General features: G+C 43.5%; 25 protein-coding genes, 1 other RNA gene and 1 riboswitch. Of the genes, 5 read left to right on the top strand and 21 right to left on the bottom strand.

What is annotated here, in order from left to right; genetic code table 11:
* Window positions 1–40: 40 nt before the first annotated feature.
* The 7 genes from pbuX to kdgR all read right to left on the bottom strand — a co-directional run bounded on the left by pbuX (window position 41) and on the right by kdgR (window position 7,546).
* Window positions 41–1,357, bottom strand: a complete 1,317-nt coding sequence (gene pbuX / locus PUN35_RS03555) for a xanthine permease PbuX (RefSeq protein ID WP_014480090.1) — start codon at window positions 1,355–1,357, stop codon at window positions 41–43.
* Complete coding sequence (gene xpt / locus PUN35_RS03550) at window positions 1,354–1,938, bottom strand: xanthine phosphoribosyltransferase (protein WP_014480091.1); 585 nt, start codon at window positions 1,936–1,938, stop codon at window positions 1,354–1,356. The genes pbuX and xpt overlap by 4 nt, the downstream gene beginning before the upstream one ends.
* 89 nt (window positions 1,939–2,027) lie before the next feature.
* A riboswitch (purine riboswitch) is annotated at window positions 2,028–2,127 on the bottom strand.
* Between the two features lie 141 nt (window positions 2,128–2,268).
* A complete protein-coding gene (ypwA, locus tag PUN35_RS03545) occupies window positions 2,269–3,774 on the bottom strand; it encodes a carboxypeptidase (protein WP_014480092.1) in 1,506 nt (501 codons plus the stop codon).
* Window positions 3,775–3,885: 111 nt separating this feature from the next.
* On the bottom strand, window positions 3,886–4,878 hold the full coding sequence (gene kdgT / locus PUN35_RS03540) for a 2-keto-3-deoxygluconate transporter (protein WP_031600615.1): 993 nt from the start codon (window positions 4,876–4,878) through the stop codon (window positions 3,886–3,888).
* A gap of 44 nt (window positions 4,879–4,922) precedes the next feature.
* A complete protein-coding gene (eda, locus tag PUN35_RS03535; protein WP_014480094.1) occupies window positions 4,923–5,513 on the bottom strand; it encodes a bifunctional 4-hydroxy-2-oxoglutarate aldolase/2-dehydro-3-deoxy-phosphogluconate aldolase in 591 nt (196 codons plus the stop codon).
* Window position 5,514: 1 nt separating this feature from the next.
* Window positions 5,515–6,489, bottom strand: a complete 975-nt coding sequence (gene kdgK / locus PUN35_RS03530; RefSeq protein ID WP_014480095.1) for a 2-dehydro-3-deoxygluconokinase — start codon at window positions 6,487–6,489, stop codon at window positions 5,515–5,517.
* A 37-nt stretch (window positions 6,490–6,526) separates the two neighbouring features.
* Window positions 6,527–7,546 carry a pectin utilization transcriptional regulator KdgR gene (gene kdgR / locus PUN35_RS03525; protein WP_014480096.1) on the bottom strand — a complete coding sequence of 340 codons (1,020 nt, stop codon included), beginning with the start codon at window positions 7,544–7,546 and terminating at the stop codon, window positions 6,527–6,529.
* A gap of 221 nt (window positions 7,547–7,767) precedes the next feature.
* Here kdgR and kduI point away from each other — a divergent pair, with 221 nt between their 5' ends.
* Window positions 7,768–8,595 (top strand): 5-dehydro-4-deoxy-D-glucuronate isomerase, encoded by an 828-nt coding sequence (kduI, locus tag PUN35_RS03520; RefSeq protein ID WP_014480097.1) that lies wholly within the window; start codon window positions 7,768–7,770, stop codon window positions 8,593–8,595.
* Between the two features lies 1 nt (window position 8,596).
* Complete coding sequence (kduD, locus tag PUN35_RS03515) at window positions 8,597–9,361, top strand: 2-dehydro-3-deoxy-D-gluconate 5-dehydrogenase KduD (protein WP_014480098.1); 765 nt, start codon at window positions 8,597–8,599, stop codon at window positions 9,359–9,361.
* 40 nt (window positions 9,362–9,401) lie between these two features.
* On the opposite strand, the gene PUN35_RS03510 is transcribed toward kduD, so the two are convergent.
* Both PUN35_RS03510 and PUN35_RS03505 read right to left on the bottom strand, forming a co-directional pair.
* A complete protein-coding gene (locus PUN35_RS03510; protein ID WP_014477152.1) occupies window positions 9,402–11,327 on the bottom strand; it encodes an ATP-dependent DNA helicase in 1,926 nt (641 codons plus the stop codon).
* A 102-nt stretch (window positions 11,328–11,429) separates the two neighbouring features.
* Window positions 11,430–11,621, bottom strand: coding sequence for a hypothetical protein (locus PUN35_RS03505; RefSeq protein WP_003246090.1), 192 nt, complete (start codon window positions 11,619–11,621; stop codon window positions 11,430–11,432).
* Between the two features lie 163 nt (window positions 11,622–11,784).
* Here PUN35_RS03505 and PUN35_RS03500 point away from each other — a divergent pair, with 163 nt between their 5' ends.
* A complete protein-coding gene (locus PUN35_RS03500; protein WP_010327933.1) occupies window positions 11,785–11,937 on the top strand; it encodes a YpzG family protein in 153 nt (50 codons plus the stop codon).
* A 52-nt stretch (window positions 11,938–11,989) separates the two neighbouring features.
* On the opposite strand, the gene PUN35_RS03495 is transcribed toward PUN35_RS03500, so the two are convergent.
* From PUN35_RS03495 to PUN35_RS03455, 9 genes are all read right to left on the bottom strand, one after another.
* Window positions 11,990–13,147: a THUMP domain-containing class I SAM-dependent RNA methyltransferase gene (locus PUN35_RS03495; RefSeq protein ID WP_009967571.1), complete on the bottom strand. Its 1,158-nt coding sequence runs from the start codon at window positions 13,145–13,147 to the stop codon at window positions 11,990–11,992.
* A gap of 100 nt (window positions 13,148–13,247) precedes the next feature.
* An RNA gene (rnpB, locus tag PUN35_RS03490) (RNase P RNA component class B) lies at window positions 13,248–13,628 on the bottom strand.
* 65 nt (window positions 13,629–13,693) lie between these two features.
* On the bottom strand, window positions 13,694–13,990 hold the full coding sequence (gene gpsB, locus PUN35_RS03485; RefSeq protein ID WP_003225629.1) for a cell division regulator GpsB: 297 nt from the start codon (window positions 13,988–13,990) through the stop codon (window positions 13,694–13,696).
* Between the two features lie 75 nt (window positions 13,991–14,065).
* The gene (locus tag PUN35_RS03480) at window positions 14,066–14,611 is read right to left on the bottom strand and encodes an SLOG family protein (RefSeq protein ID WP_033881327.1); all 546 of its coding nucleotides are present in this window, start codon (window positions 14,609–14,611) and stop codon (window positions 14,066–14,068) included.
* 88 nt (window positions 14,612–14,699) lie between these two features.
* On the bottom strand, window positions 14,700–14,927 hold the full coding sequence (gene cotD / locus PUN35_RS03475) for a spore coat protein CotD (protein ID WP_072592547.1): 228 nt from the start codon (window positions 14,925–14,927) through the stop codon (window positions 14,700–14,702).
* An 83-nt stretch (window positions 14,928–15,010) separates the two neighbouring features.
* A complete protein-coding gene (locus PUN35_RS03470) occupies window positions 15,011–15,139 on the bottom strand; it encodes a hypothetical protein (RefSeq protein WP_003230707.1) in 129 nt (42 codons plus the stop codon).
* Between the two features lie 100 nt (window positions 15,140–15,239).
* Window positions 15,240–16,481: a metal-dependent exonucleaseMrfB gene (gene mrfB, locus PUN35_RS03465; RefSeq protein ID WP_014480100.1), complete on the bottom strand. Its 1,242-nt coding sequence runs from the start codon at window positions 16,479–16,481 to the stop codon at window positions 15,240–15,242.
* A gap of 15 nt (window positions 16,482–16,496) precedes the next feature.
* Window positions 16,497–18,746, bottom strand: coding sequence for an ATP-dependent helicase MrfA (gene mrfA / locus PUN35_RS03460; protein ID WP_014480101.1), 2,250 nt, complete (start codon window positions 18,744–18,746; stop codon window positions 16,497–16,499).
* A gap of 102 nt (window positions 18,747–18,848) precedes the next feature.
* Window positions 18,849–19,355 (bottom strand): PTS sugar transporter subunit IIA, encoded by a 507-nt coding sequence (locus tag PUN35_RS03455; RefSeq protein WP_029726788.1) that lies wholly within the window; start codon window positions 19,353–19,355, stop codon window positions 18,849–18,851.
* Between the two features lie 137 nt (window positions 19,356–19,492).
* On the opposite strand from PUN35_RS03455, the gene PUN35_RS03450 reads away from it, so the two are divergent.
* Entirely contained in the window at window positions 19,493–19,912 is a 420-nt protein-coding gene (locus PUN35_RS03450; protein WP_014480103.1) for an Hsp20/alpha crystallin family protein, read from the top strand.
* Between the two features lie 20 nt (window positions 19,913–19,932).
* Here the strand turns inward: PUN35_RS03450 and PUN35_RS03445 are convergent, their stop codons facing one another.
* Complete coding sequence (locus tag PUN35_RS03445) at window positions 19,933–20,310, bottom strand: YppG family protein (protein WP_004398696.1); 378 nt, start codon at window positions 20,308–20,310, stop codon at window positions 19,933–19,935.
* Window positions 20,311–20,496: 186 nt separating this feature from the next.
* Here PUN35_RS03445 and PUN35_RS03440 point away from each other — a divergent pair, with 186 nt between their 5' ends.
* Window positions 20,497–20,685 (top strand): YppF family protein, encoded by a 189-nt coding sequence (locus PUN35_RS03440; protein ID WP_003230690.1) that lies wholly within the window; start codon window positions 20,497–20,499, stop codon window positions 20,683–20,685.
* 38 nt (window positions 20,686–20,723) lie between these two features.
* Here PUN35_RS03440 and PUN35_RS03435 read toward each other — a convergent pair whose 3' ends face one another.
* The gene (locus PUN35_RS03435) at window positions 20,724–21,095 is read right to left on the bottom strand and encodes a YppE family protein (RefSeq protein ID WP_003246080.1); all 372 of its coding nucleotides are present in this window, start codon (window positions 21,093–21,095) and stop codon (window positions 20,724–20,726) included.
* 45 nt (window positions 21,096–21,140) lie between these two features.
* A complete protein-coding gene (locus PUN35_RS03430; protein ID WP_004398488.1) occupies window positions 21,141–21,386 on the bottom strand; it encodes a YppD family protein in 246 nt (81 codons plus the stop codon).
* Window positions 21,387–21,428 lie beyond the last annotated feature (42 nt).

Below are 21,428 nucleotides of genomic sequence, written 5' to 3'. Positions count from 1 at the left end.
CAATCTTTTTTATATGCAAAAAAACTCCGCCGCGGCGGAGTTAGACTGCTGTTTTTTGTTCAGCGAGGTCAGCTTCTTGTTCTGATTTTTTAGCTTTAGAAAAAACGTTATATACAATATTTAAGACGACTGCAGTAAAGCTGCCCGCCACAATGCCATTCGTTGTAAGCAGCGTTAAGGCACTCGGAAGCTGTTTGAAAATATCCGGCACAACGGTCACACCCAGCCCCAATCCCACTGAGCAGGCAACAATCAGCAGATTTTCCTGTTTCGCAAAATCAATGCGGCTGAGCATTTTAATTCCGTAAGCAATCACCATTCCAAACATCGCCACCATTGCACCGCCCAAAACAGCGGATGGAATAATGGTCGTGAAAGCAGCGATCTTTGGAAACAGCCCAAATGCCATTAGGATCACACCTGTGACCACAATGACTGTATTTTTTTTGATCCCTGTGAGCTGAACAAGCCCGACATTTTGAGAGAATGCCGTGTAAGGAAAAGCGTTAAAAATACCTCCCAGAAGCACAGCCAGTCCTTCAGCTCGATAGCCTTTAGACAAATCTTTCTCTGTCAAACGGCGGTTTGTCAGGTCACCTAAAGCAAAGTAAACACCAGTTGACTCCACAAGGCTGACAATTGCAACGATGGACATCGTAATGATAGGCGCTGCATGAAAAGACGGCGCGCCGAAGTAAAATGGCTGAATCATTTGAACAACTGCCGCGTCCGAAACATTATCAAATTGAACTTTTCCCATAAAATAAGCGATGAAGGTGCCAATCAAAATACCGATCAAAATCGAGACGGACTTGATAAAGCCTTTTGTAAAACGGTACAGAAGTACAATGATACTCAACACGGTAAAAGCAAGAACAAGGTTGGAGAGATCTCCGAAATCTGCACTTCCTTCTCCGCCGGCCATGTTATTCATGGCAACCGGCATCAGTGTAATACCGATAATCGTAACAACAGAGCCTGTCACGACCGGCGGAAAAAACGATACGAGCTTTCCAAAGAAAAATGAAATAAGAATGACAAGAATGCCTGAAGCGATAATGCTGCCGTAAACTGTTGAAACCCCATATTCAGATCCAATCGCAATCATTGGCGATACAGCTGTAAAGGTACATCCAAGCACTACCGGAAGCCCGATCCCAAAAAATCGGTTGCTCCACACTTGCAGAAGTGTAGCCACACCGCACATAAAAATATCAATTGATACTAAGTAAGTCAGCTGCTCGACGGTCAGTCCCATTGCTTTTCCGACAATCAGAGGAACGACAATGGCGCCGGCATACATGGCGAGAACATGCTGAATCCCTAAAGACAGCGTTTTGCCGAATCCATTTCTCATGAATGAACCTCCTGTACGAAGGACACTTTTCCTTCTTCTAAAGACTGAATTCTTGCCAAAGATTCCACTCGGTAGCCCAGTTTCACAAGTTCTTCTCTTCCCGGCTGAAATGACTTTTCAATAACAATGCCAATTCCCGCAATAGAAGCTCCCGCTTGCTTCACAATCGACACAAGCCCGTGCGCTGCCTGTCCATTTGCCAAAAAATCATCGATAATCAGCACATGATCCTGTTCCGACAGGTGGGTCCTAGACACTGCGATTTGGCTTTCTGTTTGCTTCGTAAAGGAATAAACAGACGCTGTCAGCAAGTTGTCGGTGAGTGTTAACGATTTATGCTTTCTCGCGAAGACAACTGGCACACCCAGCTTCAAGCCCGTCATTACAGCGGGAGCAATACCTGATGATTCGATTGTCACAATTTTGGTAATACCGTCTTTTGCAAATCTGGACGCAAATTCGTCACCAACTCTCTGCATAAGCAGCGGATCAATTTGGTGATTCAAAAAAGAATCCACTTTCAATACCTGATCAGATAATACGACGCCTTCTTCCTCTATTTTCCGTTTCAGTGCTTCCATCCTGTCTACCTCCGTTATGAGAATAAAAAAAGCATTGCCCGCTCAAATAAAGAGCAAGCAATGCTGATATCACAAAAAACCGTACACGTGCGGTTCCATTGCTCACCCATAGTCGGACATTTACGGTGCCCGGTAGAAACTTGCGTGCCATATCCACGCGATTATATGAGTGTTCCTATTATATTGTAATAAATTATATCAAGATTCTAATCTCTTGCATAGGCTGAAAATAAAAATTCCCGAACTTTATTTTTGTTTTTTTAGATATCATTCGTATTTCAAGGGAATTCGATATAAAAGAGCCTGACGACCGCGCCGCCAGGCTTTTGATTATGACAGATAGAGATTTGAATATTTGTTTGATAAATAATCAATTAAATAGCGAACATTCAGCTCTTCTCCTGTTGCATCTTTAATAATGTCTAACGGCTTTTTCCGTTTTCCGTGAATGTGCACCTTTTCCGTCAGCCATTGCTTTATCGGATGGAACTCTCCTCTTTCCAAGAGAGCGTCAAATTCAGGGAGATCCTCAAGCATTTTTTGTTTCAGCTGAGCCGCATACATGTAGCCGAGCGCATAGGATGGGAAGTAGCCGAAATCTCCACCTGCCCAATGGACGTCCTGTAAAATCCCCTCTGCGTCGGTCTGCGGTGTAATCCCTAAATAATCCTGGTATTTTTGATTCCAGAGCGACGGCAGATCTTCCACAGACACTTCATTGCTAAAAATCGCTTTTTCAATTTCATAACGGATGATGATATGAAGAGGATACGTTAATTCATCCGCTTCGACCCTGATAAATGAAGGTTTTGATTCATTGATTGCCCGGACAAAATCATCCAGGGAGATGTCCTTGAACTGTTCAGGTGATGCTTCTTGAATCTTCTGATAGTACGGTGTCCAAAAATGCTTGTTGCGGCCGATAAAATTCTCGTAAAATAATGATTGCGATTCATGAATTCCCATTGATGCGCCGTCTGACAAATTCGTGCCACTGAGTGCTTCATCAATATTTTGCTCGTAAATCGCGTGCCCGCACTCATGAATGGTGCCAAAGATCGCCGTCCGGAAATCTTTTTCATCATATCTCGTCGTGACCCGAACGTCTCCCCGATTCAGCGTAGTTGCAAACGGATGAACGGTTTCATCAAGTCTTCCGCCATCAAAATCGTAGCCAAGCTCCTGTAAAAAATACAGACTGAGCTCTTTTTGCTTTTCTTTCGGGAACGCTTTTGTAAGAAAGCTTGTATCTGGTTTATTTCCGGAAGCTGTCACCTGTTTAACAAGAGGGATAACCGCTTCCTTCAGCTCAGTAAACAGCTGATCAAGCACCTTTACCGTGACGCCGGGCTCAAACAAATCAAGCAATGCATCATAAGGATGCTCTTGATATCCCCAATACGTAATAAAACGTTTATTGAATTCAATCAGCTGTTCTAAATAAGGAGAAAACAAGCTGAAATCAGATTTTCCTTTCGCTTCCTCCCACGCTGTTTCTGCCTTTGAACACAGAATCACGTATTCTTTGTATTCAGCCTCAGGGATTTTCTTATTCTCTTCGTACTCTTTTTTCGCCAGTTCCACTGCTTTTTTCGTATCTTCCGACAAGTCATCAAATCGTTCATACAGGACATCGATAAGCTCCTTCATTCGATCTGATGTTTGGATATTGAATATATCTGTTGAAAGCTGGCCGATGCTTTCGGCACGATCCTCTGAGCCGTTTTTCGGCGCTCCTGTTCTGGAGTCCCAGTGCATTAACGCAACTGCTTCGCTGTAATGTGAGATTCTTTTTAAAAGATCAAAAAATTCTTTTTCATATGTATGTATCTCCATATCCATTCCCTCCCTATTCTAGCCGTTCCATTACAGGCTAATGGAAGGGGGTATGAAAGTCAAATTGTTTGTATAAAAGGCTGCCGGTATGTTTTGCGGCAGCCTTTTTATTCAGTTGATCGTCATTTGATTTTTTGGCGGAGGTGTTCTCCGCTTTTTCTGCTTGATTTTTTTATCTACCCACACTGTTGCCAGCGGGGTTAAGAGCGAGGTGACAATAACGCTTGTCGCGATAATTGCAGTTGCCGACTCAGCAACTGGCGCAAATGAGGCATTCGCTTCCGCTAATGCATATGGCACGGCTACAGCCGCCCCTGCCGTAGAAGAAGCGGCCACTCCCGCGACACCGTCTCCCCGCGCAATAAAACGATCAAGCAAAAACAAAGAACTGCCCGATAAAATGACGACAGAAACTCCGATAAAAATGCCGAGCAGCCCTGATTGGATCAGCATTCCAAAATTCAAGGTATTGCCGAGCGAAAAGGCGAAAAATGGAATGATCGCCGGCACAACCTTGCTGAATAAGTCTCTGAGATCATGATCCAGATTTCCAAGTATACATCCAAGTAAAAACGGGATGACTGTCGCTGCCAGCGTTTCCCATGGGAATGCGGCAAGTCCCGTCACACCAAACGTCACCATGGTCATAAAAGGACCAGATTCTGTACTGATAAAGGCGAAAGCGCCCGCATCCTCTTTTCTTCCCATGTGATTCATGAGCGCCAAATACAGTCCGCCGTTCGTTTCATTCATTACCACGACAATTGCTAAAACAGAAAGGCCTGCAAAAAAGCCGGATTGTATGCCTTCGTCAGGTATAAATTGCGCTGCGATCACGCCGAGCAGTGCCGCAAATCCGACCTTTCCCAATAATAACGTAATTCCTTTTCTTGCGATATAGCCTGAAGAACGAAAATCAATCGTTGCTCCTACGCAAAAGATAAAAACACCCAGTATCGGCAGCGTTCCGGTAATCAAAGCACCCGTAAACCCTCCAAAGAACTCCGCTGTTCCAGGCGCAAACGTGTTGAGCGCCGCTCCAAGAAATAGCGGAATAATCATCATTCCGCCAGGTACCCGTTCAATTGTCGCCTTGATTTTCATATTGTGGATTCTCCCATCCTCCGGTTATGAAAAAACAATTTCACTTACACTTGGAAAACAGCCTGCAAATCCTCTTTTGAACAGCTGCCCAGCTGGCTGCCGACTCCAACGGCGCCAGCTCCGGCTCTAAGCCAATCCGGCACTTCAGACGGATGTATCCCGCCTGTCGGAATAAAGGTCACCTGCGGGAAAGGACCCGCTAAATTTTTCATAAACGGGATGCCAAACACACCGCTTGGGAACAGCTTTAATGTCGTAAAACCGAATGTCAGCGCTTCCATAATTTCGCTCGGAGTCAAGACGCCGGGGATATAATGTGTCTTTACAAAAGATAGATGTTCAGCAAGATCAGCTGAAAAACCCGGACTGACAATAAACTGCGCGCCAGCCTCAGCAGCTTCCCCAGCTTGCTGCGCGGTGATGACAGTGCCCGCGCCAATTAAAATATCTTCCCTATTACGGAAGGATTCGATAATATCTGATGCCCCGGGGGTTGTATACGTCACTTCAACTGCACGAATCCCTTTATCTAACAAACTCTCAATCTGCTGACAGGCCTCCTGTGTATCCTTTGAACGAATGACTGCAATCAGCTTTGCTTCTTTCAGACGGTTTTCAACAACTTTGGACTCCATATTAATAATCCCCTTTCTTTTGGTGAACCGTTCTTTGAGCAGATAAAAAAGAAGCTAATTTCTCCCTGGTCGGCAAACCGTCCATATCCCCCGGTGCCTGCACTTGCAAAGCGCCAATCGCATTTCCCCTTTGCACCGCATCCTTGTACGACAAACCGTCTAGGACACCGCTGATTACACCGACTGCAAATCCGTCTCCGGCGCCGACCGTATCAACCACCCGGTCGACCCGGCAGCCTTCTAGAAATCCTTCACTTGTCCCCGTTTTAAAGTAAGCGCCTTCTTTTCCGAGTTTAATAGCGACAAAGCTGGCACCTTTTTTCAAATAATAGTCGGCAATGCCTTCAGGTGTTTTTTCTCCGGTCAATAGCTCTCCCTCTGCGATACCCGGGAAAAACCAGTCTGCAAGCCCAGCCAGATCGTTGATTGTGTGTACCATTGTTGCTTGATCAGGCCAAAGCGAAGGTCTTACATTAGGGTCGAATGAAATGGTTTTCCCTGCGTTTCTCATGTCGTTCATGACATGGTACGTGAAGTCTTTCATCTCGGCTGATAAGGCAGGCGGAATGCCTGTCACATGCAAATGGCCTGCGCATTGAAAATAATCTCTCGGATATTCAGCAGAAGTTAATGTGCTTGCAGCTGAGTTTTTCCTATAGTAGGTAACTTGCGGGTCGCCTTCTTTCACTTTTGACTTAAGCAGCAGCCCGGTGGGATTTTCGTCCTGCGAGCGGATCACACGGGACACATCCACTCCCTCTTTTTTAAGCTCTTGTAAAATAAACGTTCCGAGCTGATCATTGCCGACCTTGCTCATCCATCCCATTCGGAATCCGAGTCTGGCAAGGCCGCAGGCGACATTGCTTTCTGCTCCGGCAAGCCCTTTAGAAAAAGTGGATACTTCATGAAGGCCTCCATACTCATTTGCGTAAAACATGGCCATTGATTCCCCGAATGTCACCGCATCAAGCTTCATCTCTTCCCAACCTCCTCTTTGTTGAGGGCACCTAGGATTAAAGTGACTTTCTCATGATGACTTTTGCCTCTAATTCAATGGTTTGAGGCGCTCCTTTGTCACCATCAATCCTTTTTAATACACGTTCCATCGCCGTCCTGCCCATATCATGTGACGGCTGGGCGATCGTTGTAATGCCTGGACCGATCAGTTTGTACCACTCCGTATCATCGAATCCTGCAATCCCTATATCTTGAGGGATGCGCAGGCCAAGCTCTTCCATACAGCTGATGATTTTCAGCATAATCAAGCCATTCAAAGCCAGAATCGCTTTTTTTTGCTCCGGCATTTCCTTGTGAAAAGAACGAAGCGCCGCCTTAAGCTGCTCCTTGTCCTTTACGTCAATTTCATGCAATCTGACAAGCCCGTTCACATTTTGAACGGAAGCCATTTCCTGATACACAGCTGCTCTTTCTGCACGAGGGCTGATAGAGGAAATCGGTTCGGTAAACAGCGCGACATCAGTATACCCTTTGCTGTAAACCTTCTGAAGAATCTCTTTTGTGATCCATCTGTTGTCAGTCGTTACGGTATCCAGTTTCAGATCCGGCAGTTTCCGGTCAATTAAGATTGTTGGAATTTGCTGTTCAGCAAAAGCGCGCAGTACATCCTTGTTTTCCCCCGTTGCGTTTAAAATCAAGCCCTCAACCGAATGGGCTTCTAGCTTTAAGAGCATTTCCCGCTCTTTTTCAGGACTGTTATCTGTGTTGCACACCATAATGCTGTATCCATATTGATCACAAACCTCTTCGACTCCCCTGAAAGCAGCGACCGAAAAAGGATTTGTAATGTCAGCCACAACAAATCCGATTAACTTGCTTTTTTTTATTTTCAAACCTTGTGCCATTTTACTCGGCCGATAATTCAATTCTGCGATTGCCTTTTTAATGTTTTTCACTTTTTCAGGAGAAATCGCGTCAATTTTTCCGTTAATATAGCGGGAAACTGTCGATTTCGAAACTCCTGCACATTCAGCTACATCTTTGATGGTTGTATGGCCTGTTGTTTTCTTTTTCATTCAAGTGCTCCTGTATCTCATATATTTGAAACCGATTTCAAAACCGTTACAACAAAAGAATACCATAATTTTAAAATTTGGAAAGAGTTTTTTTAATAATGTGTCAATTCATTATTTTTTCGTTGACTCTTTTCACTATTTATCCTAAAATTTCCTTTGAAACCGTTACCAAAATATTTTCATTCAAGTGATGCTGAAATCCTAACCAAGGGGGAAATATAATGGAAAATCGTTATTCTGTACATCCTGAACAAGTAAAACGCTTTACAACAGAGGAGCTTCGCAGTCATTTCTTAATGGATTCTTTATTTACAGAAAACAAACTTACGATGTATTACTCACATGAAGACCGGGTTGTCATCGGCGGAGCGGCTCCAGGGCAAAGTGAACTGAAGCTTGATGCAGGTGATTTTATAAAAACAGACTTCTTTTTGGAACGGCGTGAAATCGGGATTATTAATGTCGGCCAGCCTGGCGCTGTCAGGGTTGGCGATGATGAATATGTGCTTCAAACAAAGGATTTTCTCTATATCGGAATGGGCAATCAGGATGTATCGTTTCCAAGCCTGAACGGGGAAAAAGCGAAGTTTTACTTCGTCTCCGCTTGCGCCCACAAAAGCTATCCGACACAAAAAGCCGCCCTAGCTGAACTGACACCGGACCGCCTTGGTGATGATGCAGCGTCTAATGTCAGAAGTCTGTACAAAGTTATTCATCAGGATGGCATTAAAAGCTGTCAGCTGATGATGGGAATAACGATGTTAGATCAAAACAACAACTGGAATACCATGCCAGCACACGTTCATGACCGTCGGATGGAGGCTTATCTTTATCTGGATCTTGAAAAGGATTCAAAGGTATTTCATTTCATGGGCCAGCCGGACGAAACACGCCATCTTGTTGTTGGAAATGAGCAGGCTGTCCTTTCTCCCGCTTGGTCTATTCATTCTGGCGCAGGAACATCAAACTATAGCTTTGTGTGGGCGATGGCTGGAGAAAATTACACATTTACGGACATGGATCTCATTCCGATGGATGGGCTGAAATAAGATGGGTTATCTACATGACGTCTTTTCATTAGAAGGAAAAACAGCGCTGGTGACAGGCCCGGGAACAGGGATCGGTCAAGGTATTGCCAAAGCCCTAGCCGGAGCTGGCGCTGATATTATCGGCACATCACATACAAGCAGTCTGTCTGAAACACAGCAGCTTGTGGAAAAGGAAGGCCGGATATTTACATCTTTTACATTGGACATGAGCAAGCCGGAAGCGATAAAGGATTCTGCAGCTGACCTGTTTGAAAACAGGCAGATCGACATCCTTGTCAATAATGCCGGCATTATTCATCGGGAAAAAGCGGAAGATTTTTCAGAAGAGAACTGGCAGCACGTACTGAATGTCAATCTACACAGCCTGTTTATTCTGACACAGCTTGCTGGCAGGCACATGCTGAAAAGAGGTCACGGAAAGATTATTAATATTGCCTCTCTCCTGTCTTTTCAAGGCGGCATCCTCGTTCCGGCTTACACCGCGAGCAAACACGCTGTTGCCGGTTTGACAAAATCATTTGCAAATGAGTGGGCAGCGTCAGGTATTCAGGTCAACGCAATCGCCCCAGGCTATATTTCTACTGCCAATACAAAGCCTATTCGGGATGACGAAAAGCGAAATGAGGACATTTTAAAGAGAATTCCTGCCGGCCGCTGGGGCCACGCGGATGATATCGGGGGGACTGCAGTCTTTTTGGCATCACGTGCTTCAGATTATGTAAATGGACATATTTTAGCAGTTGATGGCGGCTGGCTATCCCGCTGACAAATAAAAAAGCTGACGAACGATCGTCAGCTTTTTTCCATTACATCATGTGCGGTTCAACAGGCAAGACCTTTTTGACCTCATCAATGATGCGTTCATTTTCTCCGCCAGCGTAAATGTGAATCGAGCCGCTGTCTTGATTCGAGCGAATCAGGCGCCCGATGCCCTGCCGTACACGTAACAACATATATGGCAGATCAACTTCTTCGAACGGATCCTTTTTCGCTCCGTTGCGCTTCGCTGTAAATACAGGATCGTGTGGCGGGAAAGGCAATGACCAAATGGTAACATTCTTCAATGCGTCACCGGGAATATCGAGTCCTTCCCATAAGTGAACTGAACAAAGTACTGTTTCCTCTTCCTCTTGGAATTTCTCTACTAAGCTGCTGATTTCCTCATCACCTTCGAAGAAAATTGGATACGGCAGCTCCCATGCCGCCGACAGCTCTTTAAACTCGTTTAATTCTTCAAAAGAAGGGAAAAGCACCAGCGTTCTTCCTTTGTAACGTTTGATTGTTTCAATCGTTTCAGCCGTTTTTTGTTCAGCGGCCATATCTGTTTTTGCGTATAGATTAATACTCATTTGCTCGTCATAATCATAAGGGGAATCAACAGTTAATGACAAATAATCATGAATCCCAAGACTGTCGGCAATATAATCAAACGAACCGCCTTCTGACAGCGTAGCAGAAGAAAAGATATAAGGAATTTTCTTAGAAAACACTTTTTCGCCAAGTACTTCTGCTACCGTTCTCGGCATCACGACAAAAGTTGATTCTGCTTCCTTTTTCTCCAGCCAGCTGATTGCATCCTTTTGATATAGAGATAATGAATACGCCATTTGTTCAACGTATTCTTCCACTACTGACAACTCGTATTGATCAATCGTATACATTTCAGACTCAAATACAAGTGCCTCACCGATTTTATCAAGTAAACGGCAAAGCTCGTCCGCCGCCTTTTTGACACGCTGGTCATTTTTTATTTCTAAACGGTGTGAACCGGCTACTTCCTTTGATTCTTCAGAAAGAACATAGAAAAATTCGTCGTTTGCGAGAAGCGCATCTTCAATCAATTCTGCAAACTCTTCTCTGATGTCATTTTGCAGCAATCGTTCTAAAAACAATTCAAGAGTAGACTGCTTCACTCTATAGGTTAGCGCTTTTTGCGCAGCAAACTCTAACAAGTGCCCCTCATCAAATACAACTGCACTATGATCAGGCAAGAGCGGCAGCTGGCCCTCTCGTTTGCGTGATTCTTCCGTCCACACATGCTCCATATAAAAATCATGGGAACATATGATTAAGTCCGTTGACTTGCGATAGTAATCTCTGGAAAGTGTCAGACCGCATCTGTGTCTCATATCACAAGTCAGACAGTCCTGAAACGAGTCGTAGCTTACGTCAGACCACTCTTCATTCGATAGATTTGCGTACTGCTTACGGTCGCCATACGGATAAAAGCGCTGCATCGCCTGTGACTCGTGGACAAATGACGGTAACGACTCATAAAGATCCAGCCATTTATCATCATCAGAACGCTGCATTGTTTTTTCAAGCTTCTTCAAGCATAAATATTGTTCATGTGATTTTGACAGTCTTGTATCAATTTTCAGATCAAGATGCTCAGCCAGCTTAGAAATATCGCCCTCTTTTTTCACCAGCTGTTCAATTAATGTTTCATCTGCACAAGCGATGATGGCGGGTTTGCCGACATACCTTGCATAGCTGATTGCAAAAAGAAGATAAACCAGCGTTTTCCCCGTTCCCACTCCAGCTTCGGCGAACATGACTTTTTTCTCTTTAAACGCCCGCTCCAGCTGAAAAGCCATAAATACTTGCTCGTCCCGAAGATCAAACCCTTTTTCGGGAAGGATATCGTAAAACACGTCACCAATCCAATTGTTCAATTCTTCATAAAAATTCTTTGTTTTCGTTAAAGAAAAAGGCAAACGTGATGTTGTCACCTAGTTCCAACCCCCAACTATTCGACATTCAGATCACCAATAATATCATTTTCCGGTGATGAATACAATAAAAAAACTTGGCATTGCCAAGTTTTTTGCAGTTTACTTACGATTGATCACATGCGACGATAAAAAAGGATGGTCTGTTGAATAAATATGTTCTACCGCTTTTTCTAAATCAGTTTGCGCATGCGAAATCACAGACGGAGACGAATCAGTCCCGAGCTCCTTCAGCTCGTTTGCTGTTGCGTCAAGCGCCCTTTGAATAAGATTAAAATGTTCGCTGTTCAGCATGAGATCACCTCTGATGTAAATAATCATCATTGTATGCGAACTTTTCATTTTATATACATGCTTTACCGCATGTTATCACCGAAACATGCACAAACTACACTTGATATTCCGTCTCCGGATTATCCGTCTTATCAACAATATTCTATCAGGGAGTGATGTTGACATGAGTTATAGAAACCGATTAGATCAGCATTCTGAACTGTTTCATCACAATTGGACGCGGCCTAAACGTTCTAAGTCTCAAGTAAACGGTCACACTGAAATGTCCCAAACCAACATTATATTGAGAAGCAACGCGAAAGCTCACCGTTGGTAACGATAGAATAGGGCTGAAAGATGAAAGAAGACGCATGCAGAGCGTCTTCTTTTTATGCGTTTTCTGTTTTCTTACGCTGCGGCCTTACTTTTGACCAGTATTGATAATAATCCGTTTTAATAAACCCGTTAAAGAGTTTTCGTTTCTTCGTTGCTTTTCTGCCATATGCTTCCTCAAAGTTTTCATTTGATGTCAGCATATACACAGACCAAGTATCAAGCGGCTCGAACGCCTGCCCCATTTCTTTGTACATCTGCTCAACGGCTTTTTTCTCGCCGAGACGCTCTCCATATGGCGGGTTGCCGACAATTACGCCAAACTCCAGATTTGTGGTAAAGTCTTTGACCTGCATCTGCTTAAACTGGATTAAATCTCCCAATCCTGCTTCCTCTGCATTTTCTTTTGCGATTTGAACCATGCGGTGGTCTATGTCGCTAGCGAAAATTGTAAGCGGCTGATCATAATTTGCCTTTTCTTCGACTTCAAGCCGCGCTTTGTTCCACAGATCTTTACCGATCCATTCCCAATCCTCTGATACAAAATCGCGGTTGAATCCCGGGGCGATGTTTTGGCCGATTAGCGCCGCTTCTATCGCGATTGTTCCGGAGCCGCAGAAAGGATCAACAAACGGGCGGTCCGGCGTCCAATTGGTTAATTGCACCAAAGCGGCAGCAAGTGTTTCTTTAATCGGCGCACCGCCCTGATCGACACGGTATCCTCGTTTGTGAAGGCCCGTCCCTGATGAGTCCAGTGTAATCAGAGCCTGATCTTTCAATAAAGAAATTTCCACTTTATACTCGGCACCTGTTTCTTCAATCCAATCATTGGCTTTGCCGGACTGCAGCTTGAGCTTTTCAACAATTGCTTTTTTGACGATCCGCTGACAGTCGGGGACGCTTGCAAGTGTTGATTTTACCGATTTTCCGATGACAGGGAATTTCCCGTTTTCAGGTATAAATGAGCGCCAGTTAATCGCTTTCGTTTTTTCAAACAGTTCATCAAATGTTTTCGCTTTAAAAGAAGCAACCTGAACCTTTATGCGGTCGGCTGTTCTAAGCCAAAGGTTCGCACGGCAGATGGCAAGTGCATCACCTTCAAAAATAACTTTCCCGTTATCAACCTTGCATTCGTATCCTAAATCTCGTACTTCCTTTGCGACAACAGCTTCAATGCCCATCGGCGCCGTTGCAATTAGTGTATACTTCTTCATCGTATCACCCTGTCTTTTAAAACTTTTCTCTTTTCAAGATAAAAGCTCTCCTTATACGGGAGAGCTTGTTTTCATCATTTTAAATGTAAGTGGTCTAACGTTCTGTAAGCCATGTTTTGTTCCGTCGTACTGCAAACGGCTCATCACCTCGTACTCAGGCGGCAATCATCTATCTACAGAAAGCATTCTGTCCTTCTCTCCGTTGAATTCCGTTAAGAAGGTTCCCCTACCAAAATTTGGGTTTCTCGCTCGAGGGGTTTACCGCGTTCCACTCTCACCATTTCTAGTGAGACTTCGTCACTGTGGCACTTTCAAGGATACTCAGCCATATCCGAAGACGTAGGCTTTTTTCCTGCCGTCAGCCTCTAAAGACTGCCCTAGCTTATGACTTCGCTAGGCACGAACACTACGGGCATCTCAGCACCGTGCGAGCATGGACTTTCCTCTACAGATTCAAGATCTGCAGCGATTACCCGAACGTTAAGAACATGAATTATTATATAACAACTGATTACAATTTACAAGCGCCATTTTTTTCAAGTGTGATCAATCATAAAGCTTGCTGCCAAAAACGTGTTTTTCTAAGTTAGACAGCCGTTTTAAAATATCAAAGTTTGTTGTGTTAGATTGCACAGGCTGTTTTTTACTTGCTTCTTCAAGCTGTTTTTTCAGCTGAAGATTTTCCTGCTGCAGTTCTTCAATTTCTTGATGGAAGGTTTCATAATCCTTAATAATCATATCTAAAAATTTGTCAACGTCTTCTTGCTTGTAGCCTCTAACGCCTGTTTTAAATTCTTTTTCCAAAATTTCTTTCGCAGAAAGCTTTACTTTATCAGCAAGCATCTTTTTCACCTCGTATCGTGAATCATCACATATATTTTTTCAGAAATCTGTACGGTTGTCAAATTTCTCTTATTGCTATGAGTAGCTGTCTTCCTCTACTGTCACTCTCAAGTCATCCATTGTAATAAAGTAGATGGGATAGCCATCCTGTTCGCGCCTTTTTTCCGCTGACCCAAGCATATACTTAGGGGAGCCTTCCTTTTCCAGGTCATATAAAAGCAGAAGCCCGTCGGACTTATCAATGAAGAACTGATTTTTTTGTTTGAATTGAAGCGGGCTTTCATAAGGACGGTGAGTCAGGCTTGCTTCATAGTCTGCCTGAGCCAGAACTGCTTCATACTGTTCCTTATTCGGTTCTTTCCAGTTCTTTTCCTGCTCGTAAAATGGTGTGATGACAGCTACCTTTAAGTCAGGGTATTCCTCCTGCAAATCATATGCAACTTCTGCCGCCCACAGCTCAACTCCAAGCTGGCCCGAAATTAAAATCCATTCTAATCCTTCATCCAAAAAAGCAATCAGCCGGTTCTTAATGGCTTTTTTTATGTAATACAGCGCCTTGTCATCCTGCTTAAATATCCCCAGTTCAAACGGTTTATAGCCCGTTATTGCCAATACTTTCATCATTTCACCTGCTTTAAAAAATGGGGCTCCCGTGGGCCCCATTTGTTGTGCTGCATTGTTTACACCATCAAGCTGCACGTTTTCCATACTAGTAGTCGCAGCAAGGTTTTCCTGCTTGAAAATGCTGATGCGTAGCCGTGTCAACATTTGAGAAAGTGTGTGGAAAGTAGTGAACGTGCTGAAAATGCTGGTGGTTTACGTTTGTTGTATGCTGTGGGTGAATGTGCGGCACGATAGTCTTCGAAAACGTATGGTGTTCACAGCAATGAGTAGGATGGACAATTGGCGCCATCATATGCGGTCTGCAGTGATGCATGATAAAATCCCCTTTCCATAAACTTTATTACAATACTAAGCTATGAAAAATAAGGGGTACATGTTCTGATGCAAAGACCTATTTTAAAAGTGTGCAATTAAGCTGTCTTTAAAGTTGGAAAACACAAAAGCAATCAAAAATACCACAACAAAGAACAAGTAGAAAACACCCTTATACATACCAACTCTCCCTTTAAAAATAACTAACGTCATTTTACAGGATTCGCCGCTATTCTACAACAAAATCAATGTGAATTCAGCAAAAAAAATTCATGGCGAAACAAGTCGTCTTTTGCGCTTTCCCGGGGAATATTTAAGAGGAATATTTCCTCTTCAGCCGGGCAATTCTCACATGCAGTTTTTCAGTTTCTTTCTCTGATAAGCATGCCGCATCGCTAAGCAATTGCTCTGCTATTTGCAATGCTTTTCCGAATTTTTTTTTCTTATGCTCAAAATATTTCGCGAGCTCTATTACAGCAGCGTACCTGCACTTCTGGTTTTGCGAGCGGGACAGCTTTTCCCAAAGCGGCACTGCTTCTTCCAAGCGATTTTGTTTTTTGTACAGGAGCGATAAATCCAGCCGTGCACTGTCCTGGTCCTCAAACGATTTTTCTATAAGCCTTTCCAACTGCTTCATCGCTTGGTCCGTTTCTTTATGAGCCATAAACCATTTCGCCATAGCATAGGCTTCACTGTGTTCTTTTGGCGCATGTGATTCTGAAAGGATTTTTTTAGACATATGGATGTACAATGAAATGAGTGATAACACATCCATTTCATTATGATGCAGGACACCTTTTAAAAGATCCGGCTCTTGCGCCTTGATAAAATGAAAGTAAAGCATTGGCGCCAAGTAGCCCGGTGTGTCTTCTAGCCTGCGGATGCCGAGCTCCTCTTTTTCAACCGTGCCAAGAGATACACGGTCCATTTTGTGTTTCCACAGGCGTCTAGCTCCATGCAAAAGATCAAAGTGGCCAAACTCCGGAAGCTTCGGAAGTCTGTCACGGATCAAGGTGTGCCTTGTTTTCACCTGCGGCCAATCAAAGGCTTTGCCGTTGTAGGTCACAAGTGATGTAATGTCAACCTCGCTTAAAAAGCTTTGGTACAAGGCGACTTCGTTCCCCGGTTTGGGCAAAAGATGCTGTTTGACTGTCACTCGGTCTTCATATACTCTCGCATGCCCAAGCAAAAAAATGGTATTCCCAGCTCCGCCCCCAAGACCGGTTGTTTCTGTATCAAAGAAAAAGAGGTTGTTTTTGTTATACCCTTTTGCTGACAACGTATGCGACAGGCCGCTTTGATTCCACAGTGTGATCACTTCCTCAAGCTCAGAAAAGCTGTATAACCCATGGCGGTGAGAAAGCGGATATTCTACTTCTCTGATGAGGCAATATTCATCTTCGAAGATGAAAGGCTTCATGCCAAAAGCCTCCCACTCTTCTAAAAACGGGATGTCATCAAAGTGGTTTTCTTGTTTGCCTGCTTCTATTTTTTGTTCTCCTTCGTCGAGCGCCATGTGCTTTTTCATCCGCTGGAGTTTCCCTTTTAATGACATATCCGGCCTCCCTCCTTACGACATTTGATCCAACAGCTGCAAAATTCTTTCCTTTGCTTTTATCCCTTCTATTTCTGTACCTATACAAGACGGACAGCCGTCATGACAAGGACAATGTGTAATCAGTTGTTTCGCCGCTTCATTAATGTCTGAAAAACGTTTAAAGACTTCCTCCGCCAAACCGATACCGCCCGGATAATGATCATATAAAAATATGGTTGGCAATCCGGTATGGGCTGCTTTAATTTGAGAAACAACATGAACATCATTTCGATCACACATGATATACACAGGGACAATATGCTGCAGCACATTCGAGATGCCAAGAAGCAGCTGTTCCAGTGTCTTTTCCCCGATGTCTTCATCCGCTGTTTTGATTTCGAGCCAAGCTGCACTTGTATGCAGTTCTTCTTCCGGCAAATGAATAGGTCCAGACCCAATATTTTCAAAAGTGGTCATTTTTATTTTTTTAAAAATGGTCGGCAGGGCATTGACAGTGACGTCTCCGTAGTGCAATGACGTACGGCTTTTTTCTTTCGTTTTATCGATTTCTAATACCTTCAGCTGAACTGCCAGGTTTGCATCCGTATAATATTCGACATCGACTTTTCTGACATACGCCTTTTTATGGTCCCAATCGAGCTTCTCAACTTGATACTGAACGCCTTCATGCAAATAAATTGCTTCATCATGTAAAAGCGTCATCGCACTAAAACGGTCCATTTCACCGATAATCCTTACATTTGCAATATCCGACTGATCAACTATAACGACATTTTCCTGGGAGGCGGAACGCAAACTGATGTTTGAAGCAGGAAACGACTCACTTGCCCAATGGTACCGTTCGCCGTTGCGGTGAAGAACAGCCTCTTCCTGAAGATACTCAAGAATATCACTGACTTCCATGGCTCCAAATTCTTCATCAGCTCTAAAAGGAAGCTCATAAGCCGCACACTTTAAGTGGTCTACTAAAATAATCAAATTCTCCGGATTGATTCTTGCAGATTCCGGCGAACGATTAAAGAAATATTCAGGATGCCGCACAATATATTGGTCAATCGGTGTTGAATTGGCTACCAAAATAATCAAAGATTCACCGTGTCTTCTGCCGGCTCGTCCGGCCTGCTGCCAAGCACTTGCAACACTTCCGGGATACCCAGTCATTACACACACTTGCAGCTGGCCGATATCAACACCAAGCTCTAAGGCATTCGTACTGACCACTCCTAAAATGTCGCCTTCTCTCAGGCCTCTTTCGATTTCTCTTCGCTCTTTCGGCAGATAGCCTCCCCGATAGCCTCTGATTGATTTTGTTCCAATCTCTTTTTTCACAAGCTCCTGAATATGGCTTAAAATAATTTCCACCCGAACTCTGCTTCTGGCAAAAACAATGGTCTGCACTTTGTTTTTAAGGAACTCTTTCGCCAGTTCATTCACTTCTGCGGTTGCGCTCCTTCTAATATTGAGCGGTTTGTTCACAATTGGCGGATTGTAAAACACAAAATGCTTGCGTCCGCTCGGTGCGCCGTTGTCATCGACCAGCCGCATCGGTTTGCCTGTCAGCTGCTCTCCCAATTCCTTTGGGTTGGCAATTGTTGCGGAAGTACAAATAAAAACCGGATCACTTCCATAAAACCGGCAGATCCGCTTTAGCCGCCGGATCACATTTGCCACATGGCTGCCGAACACACCTCGATACGTATGAAGCTCATCGATGACGATATACTTAAGGTTTTCAAACAAACTGACCCATTTCGTATGATGCGGTAGAATGGCAGAATGCAGCATATCGGGGTTTGTAATGACAATATGACCTGCTTTTCTCACCTTTTGTCTGATTGCCGGAGACGTATCCCCATCATATGTAAAGCTTTTAATATCAATGCCCATTTCATCAATAATTTCATTTAGCTCGCTCTTTTGGTCTTGTGCCAGCGCTTTAGTCGGAAATAAATATAACGCCCGGTTTGTTTCATCTTGGGCGATGGACTGCAGGACTGGGAGGTTGTAGCATAACGTTTTTCCTGATGCTGTTGGCGTTACGGTAACAATGCTTTCTCCTTTTTGCACATATTGAAAAGCGGAATATTGGTGAGTATATAGTTCATCAATGCCCCTTTTCGAAAGGGCCGCTTTGATTCTCTCGTCTATACTTTCGGGCATAGGCCTTGTTTTTGCTTCCCGAGGCTCAATTTCATGCCAATTCACAACGTTTTCATTTCCTTTTAAATCAGAAATGAGTTCAGTCAGTGATTTCTTTTTCATTCTTTACACCTCTTTGTCAAGTACAGTTTACCGAATATTTGTTTGCATGGCTAGGTGCAAATTTTATACAGTTGAATAAAAAAAGCAAGGCATACGCCCTGCTTATTTCGCTTTTATTGTAAGGAGCTTTGATTCGCCTTTACGAGCAGCCTTTTCGCCTGCCGGTACCATTGATCCTACAGCCTCACCATTCATTATAACGATTGGGATGACTGTGCTGCTCGCTTTTTCTTTTATTAATTCCAAATCACATGTAATCAGCGGGTCACCGACCTTCACTTTATCCCCTTCTTTAATGTGGGCAGTAAATCCTTCTCCGTTCATATTGACTGTCTCCAGCCCGACATGAATTAACAGCTCAATTCCCGAGCGAGTCCGAATGCCAACGGCGTGTTTGGTGTGGAAAATCTGAATGACTTCACCTTCAGCGGGAGAAACGATTTCACCGCTAGAAGGTTCCACCGCTATTCCTTCTCCCATCATTTTCTGTGAAAAAACAGGGTCCGGCACATCTGACAGGTCCATTACTGTACCGTCTGCCGGAGAATAAATAACCTCTTCTGTCACCTTTTCCTGAGTTTTGCCCATTCCGAATAATTTTTTCAGCAATGTATTTTCTCCCTTCTCATTCACTTCAACCGTTATCCCTTCATTCACCACTATTTAACCACACTTTCAATTTTGCTTCAATTTATAACAACATCTGGCATAGACGCATAATCTGGTTAAAAAAGGCGGTGGCGAAATTGGAATTCTATGATGACAAAAAGAACGAACTGCAAAAGAAAGAAGAAATCATAACGGAGGCAATCGACACTCTTTTTCAATCCTCAGCGTTCGGCAACCTTATAAACGGATTTCAGAACCTAATCAACTCGAGTTTAAAGGATGTGCAGACGACCATACTTGTTAGAGAAAGAGATACTGGGCTGTATATCGATATTACCATTCCGGCGACGTTTCGAGATGGCGAGATCGTCGTTGATGTTAAATCGAGGTATCTCCATGTAACACTCCAAGAAAAACAGAAACACCAAAATGAGGCTACCTTTACAAGCATGACAAGAACGGTTCAGCTGCCTTATGAAGTTCGCCAAGAAGATATGGAAACGTCTTGGAACGAGCAGACAATGACACTTTTCTTTCCAAAAAATAAGCATGAATGAACGATTCATTCATGCTTCTATCATTTAAAAAAGCTGGTAAATCCCTTTATTAAAGATCCGACCTGATTCATTGCACTCATTACTTGACCTGTCGTATCCATCATTTTATTAAAATCAAATTGCCCATTGGCTTTTTTGAACTGCGACATAATGCTTTGAAATTGTGAAGGCTGCTGTTGATTAGGCCTTGGGATAGGATAAGGGTTAGAAAATACAGGCGGCTGCATAGGCATAGGCTGGATCGGAGCATAAGGCTGATAATAATCCTGCTGTCCATAATGCTGCTGAGGCAGTTGTTGCTCTAAATAACCGGGTGCAGCCTGCTGATAATATCCTTGCATATGCTGAGGATAATAATAGCCCATTTGCCGAGGATAGCTTCGAGAGCTCCCGTTCATTGCGATTCCCCCTAAACACAACATATTTCTCTTCTATATATGTATGAATGACTTCTATTGTTTGTGTCACAAGTGATGATTAGCATTTGTCAAATTGTGTCGAAAGTTTAAATTTTTTAAAAACAGAAAAAAGTCGAATCATTATGGTACCATATTTTCAATACAGATGAGAGGGGATGCACCATAATGAACGTATCATACTTAAGCAAACGTTTTGCAGAAATGAAGAAATATGAAACAGACTGTATGAATAAACTGATGGACTTTGCCAAGTTCCTCTATATTCAAGGACATCTCAGCATAACTGAGTTTCGTAACAGTATGAAGGTTCTCGAAGCAAATGGAGCAGAAAGCCCGGCATATGAGATGAATTAACGTCCGGCCCCCTATAAAAACGAAAAGAAGACAGCCTTTTACCGGCTGTCTTCTCTTGCAATTTCATCCTTTACTGCGTGCAATGTATAAAGGACTGACTCAGTGATGTCCTTGAATCGTTTTTTATGAATATGATGAACATAAGATTGAAGGACCAATTCCAGGAAATTATCCTTTACGGCCTCAATTTGCTCTTTATGCACATATTTTGGCCGGCGGACTTTTATCAATTCAAGAGCACCCTCTGCCCAGCGAGCAGCCAGTTCATCATTCTCTTCAACTGCAGGCTTTATCGTCTCAAAAAAATCATAAGAATGATTACTGTTTTTCCCTTCCTGATACCGATCAGCGCCTTTTTCAGCAACTTCAATCATTTGCTCGGTCATTTCCAGCAAAGTTTGTGATAGCAATATCTTTCACCTCAATGCCTATCGTACCAAATTTCACTCGCAAATTCAGCCGATGCGGTATACCTTCTCAAACGCATACCTGTGTTCAGGCGATTGATACAGCTCATTTATACAAATATGAAGATCTATAATTTCTTCTTCCAGCACACTCAGGCGATCGTTTTCCGTTTCCCGCATCTCAGCCTCTAATGCATTTACAGAATGATTCAGGCTTTGCTCAGCTCGCGTTAATTCATCTTCTATATCAGAAAGCATACGGAGAATATCTGTCTTGCATACATAACCGGACATTCGTGTACCTCCCTTTCCTTGTCTCTCCCGGTTAACATTCTT

Source organism: Bacillus sp. N3378-2at (assembly GCF_033412715.1).
Taxonomy (GTDB): Bacteria; Bacillota; Bacilli; order Bacillales; family Bacillaceae; genus Bacillus; species Bacillus subtilis.
This window is presented reverse-complemented; position numbering and strand designations above follow the sequence as displayed.

What these genes read in the sequence shown, in the direction of transcription:
- pbuX (WP_014480090.1), bottom strand. Translation starts at nt 1,357, where the DNA reads ATGAGAAATGGATTCGGCAAAACGCTGTCTTTAGGGATTCAGCATGTT.
- xpt (WP_014480091.1), bottom strand. Translation starts at nt 1,938, where the DNA reads ATGGAAGCACTGAAACGGAAAATAGAGGAAGAAGGCGTCGTATTATCT.
- ypwA (WP_014480092.1), bottom strand. Translation starts at nt 3,774, where the DNA reads ATGGAGATACATACATATGAAAAAGAATTTTTTGATCTTTTAAAAAGA.
- kdgT (WP_031600615.1), bottom strand. Translation starts at nt 4,878, where the DNA reads ATGAAAATCAAGGCGACAATTGAACGGGTACCTGGCGGAATGATGATT.
- eda (WP_014480094.1), bottom strand. Translation starts at nt 5,513, where the DNA reads ATGGAGTCCAAAGTTGTTGAAAACCGTCTGAAAGAAGCAAAGCTGATT.
- kdgK (WP_014480095.1), bottom strand. Translation starts at nt 6,489, where the DNA reads ATGAAGCTTGATGCGGTGACATTCGGGGAATCAATGGCCATGTTTTAC.
- kdgR (WP_014480096.1), bottom strand. Translation starts at nt 7,546, where the DNA reads ATGAAAAAGAAAACAACAGGCCATACAACCATCAAAGATGTAGCTGAA.
- kduI (WP_014480097.1), top strand. Translation starts at nt 7,768, where the DNA reads ATGGAAAATCGTTATTCTGTACATCCTGAACAAGTAAAACGCTTTACA.
- kduD (WP_014480098.1), top strand. Translation starts at nt 8,597, where the DNA reads ATGGGTTATCTACATGACGTCTTTTCATTAGAAGGAAAAACAGCGCTG.
- PUN35_RS03505 (WP_003246090.1), bottom strand. Translation starts at nt 11,621, where the DNA reads ATGCTGAACAGCGAACATTTTAATCTTATTCAAAGGGCGCTTGACGCA.
- PUN35_RS03500 (WP_010327933.1), top strand. Translation starts at nt 11,785, where the DNA reads ATGAGTTATAGAAACCGATTAGATCAGCATTCTGAACTGTTTCATCAC.
- PUN35_RS03495 (WP_009967571.1), bottom strand. Translation starts at nt 13,147, where the DNA reads ATGAAGAAGTATACACTAATTGCAACGGCGCCGATGGGCATTGAAGCT.
- gpsB (WP_003225629.1), bottom strand. Translation starts at nt 13,990, where the DNA reads ATGCTTGCTGATAAAGTAAAGCTTTCTGCGAAAGAAATTTTGGAAAAA.
- PUN35_RS03480 (WP_033881327.1), bottom strand. Translation starts at nt 14,611, where the DNA reads ATGAAAGTATTGGCAATAACGGGCTATAAACCGTTTGAACTGGGGATA.
- cotD (WP_072592547.1), bottom strand. Translation starts at nt 14,927, where the DNA reads ATGCATCACTGCAGACCGCATATGATGGCGCCAATTGTCCATCCTACT.
- PUN35_RS03470 (WP_003230707.1), bottom strand. Translation starts at nt 15,139, where the DNA reads ATGACGTTAGTTATTTTTAAAGGGAGAGTTGGTATGTATAAGGGTGTT.
- mrfB (WP_014480100.1), bottom strand. Translation starts at nt 16,481, where the DNA reads ATGTCATTAAAAGGGAAACTCCAGCGGATGAAAAAGCACATGGCGCTC.
- mrfA (WP_014480101.1), bottom strand. Translation starts at nt 18,746, where the DNA reads ATGAAAAAGAAATCACTGACTGAACTCATTTCTGATTTAAAAGGAAAT.
- PUN35_RS03445 (WP_004398696.1), bottom strand. Translation starts at nt 20,310, where the DNA reads ATGAACGGGAGCTCTCGAAGCTATCCTCGGCAAATGGGCTATTATTAT.
- PUN35_RS03440 (WP_003230690.1), top strand. Translation starts at nt 20,497, where the DNA reads ATGAACGTATCATACTTAAGCAAACGTTTTGCAGAAATGAAGAAATAT.
- PUN35_RS03430 (WP_004398488.1), bottom strand. Translation starts at nt 21,386, where the DNA reads ATGTCCGGTTATGTATGCAAGACAGATATTCTCCGTATGCTTTCTGAT.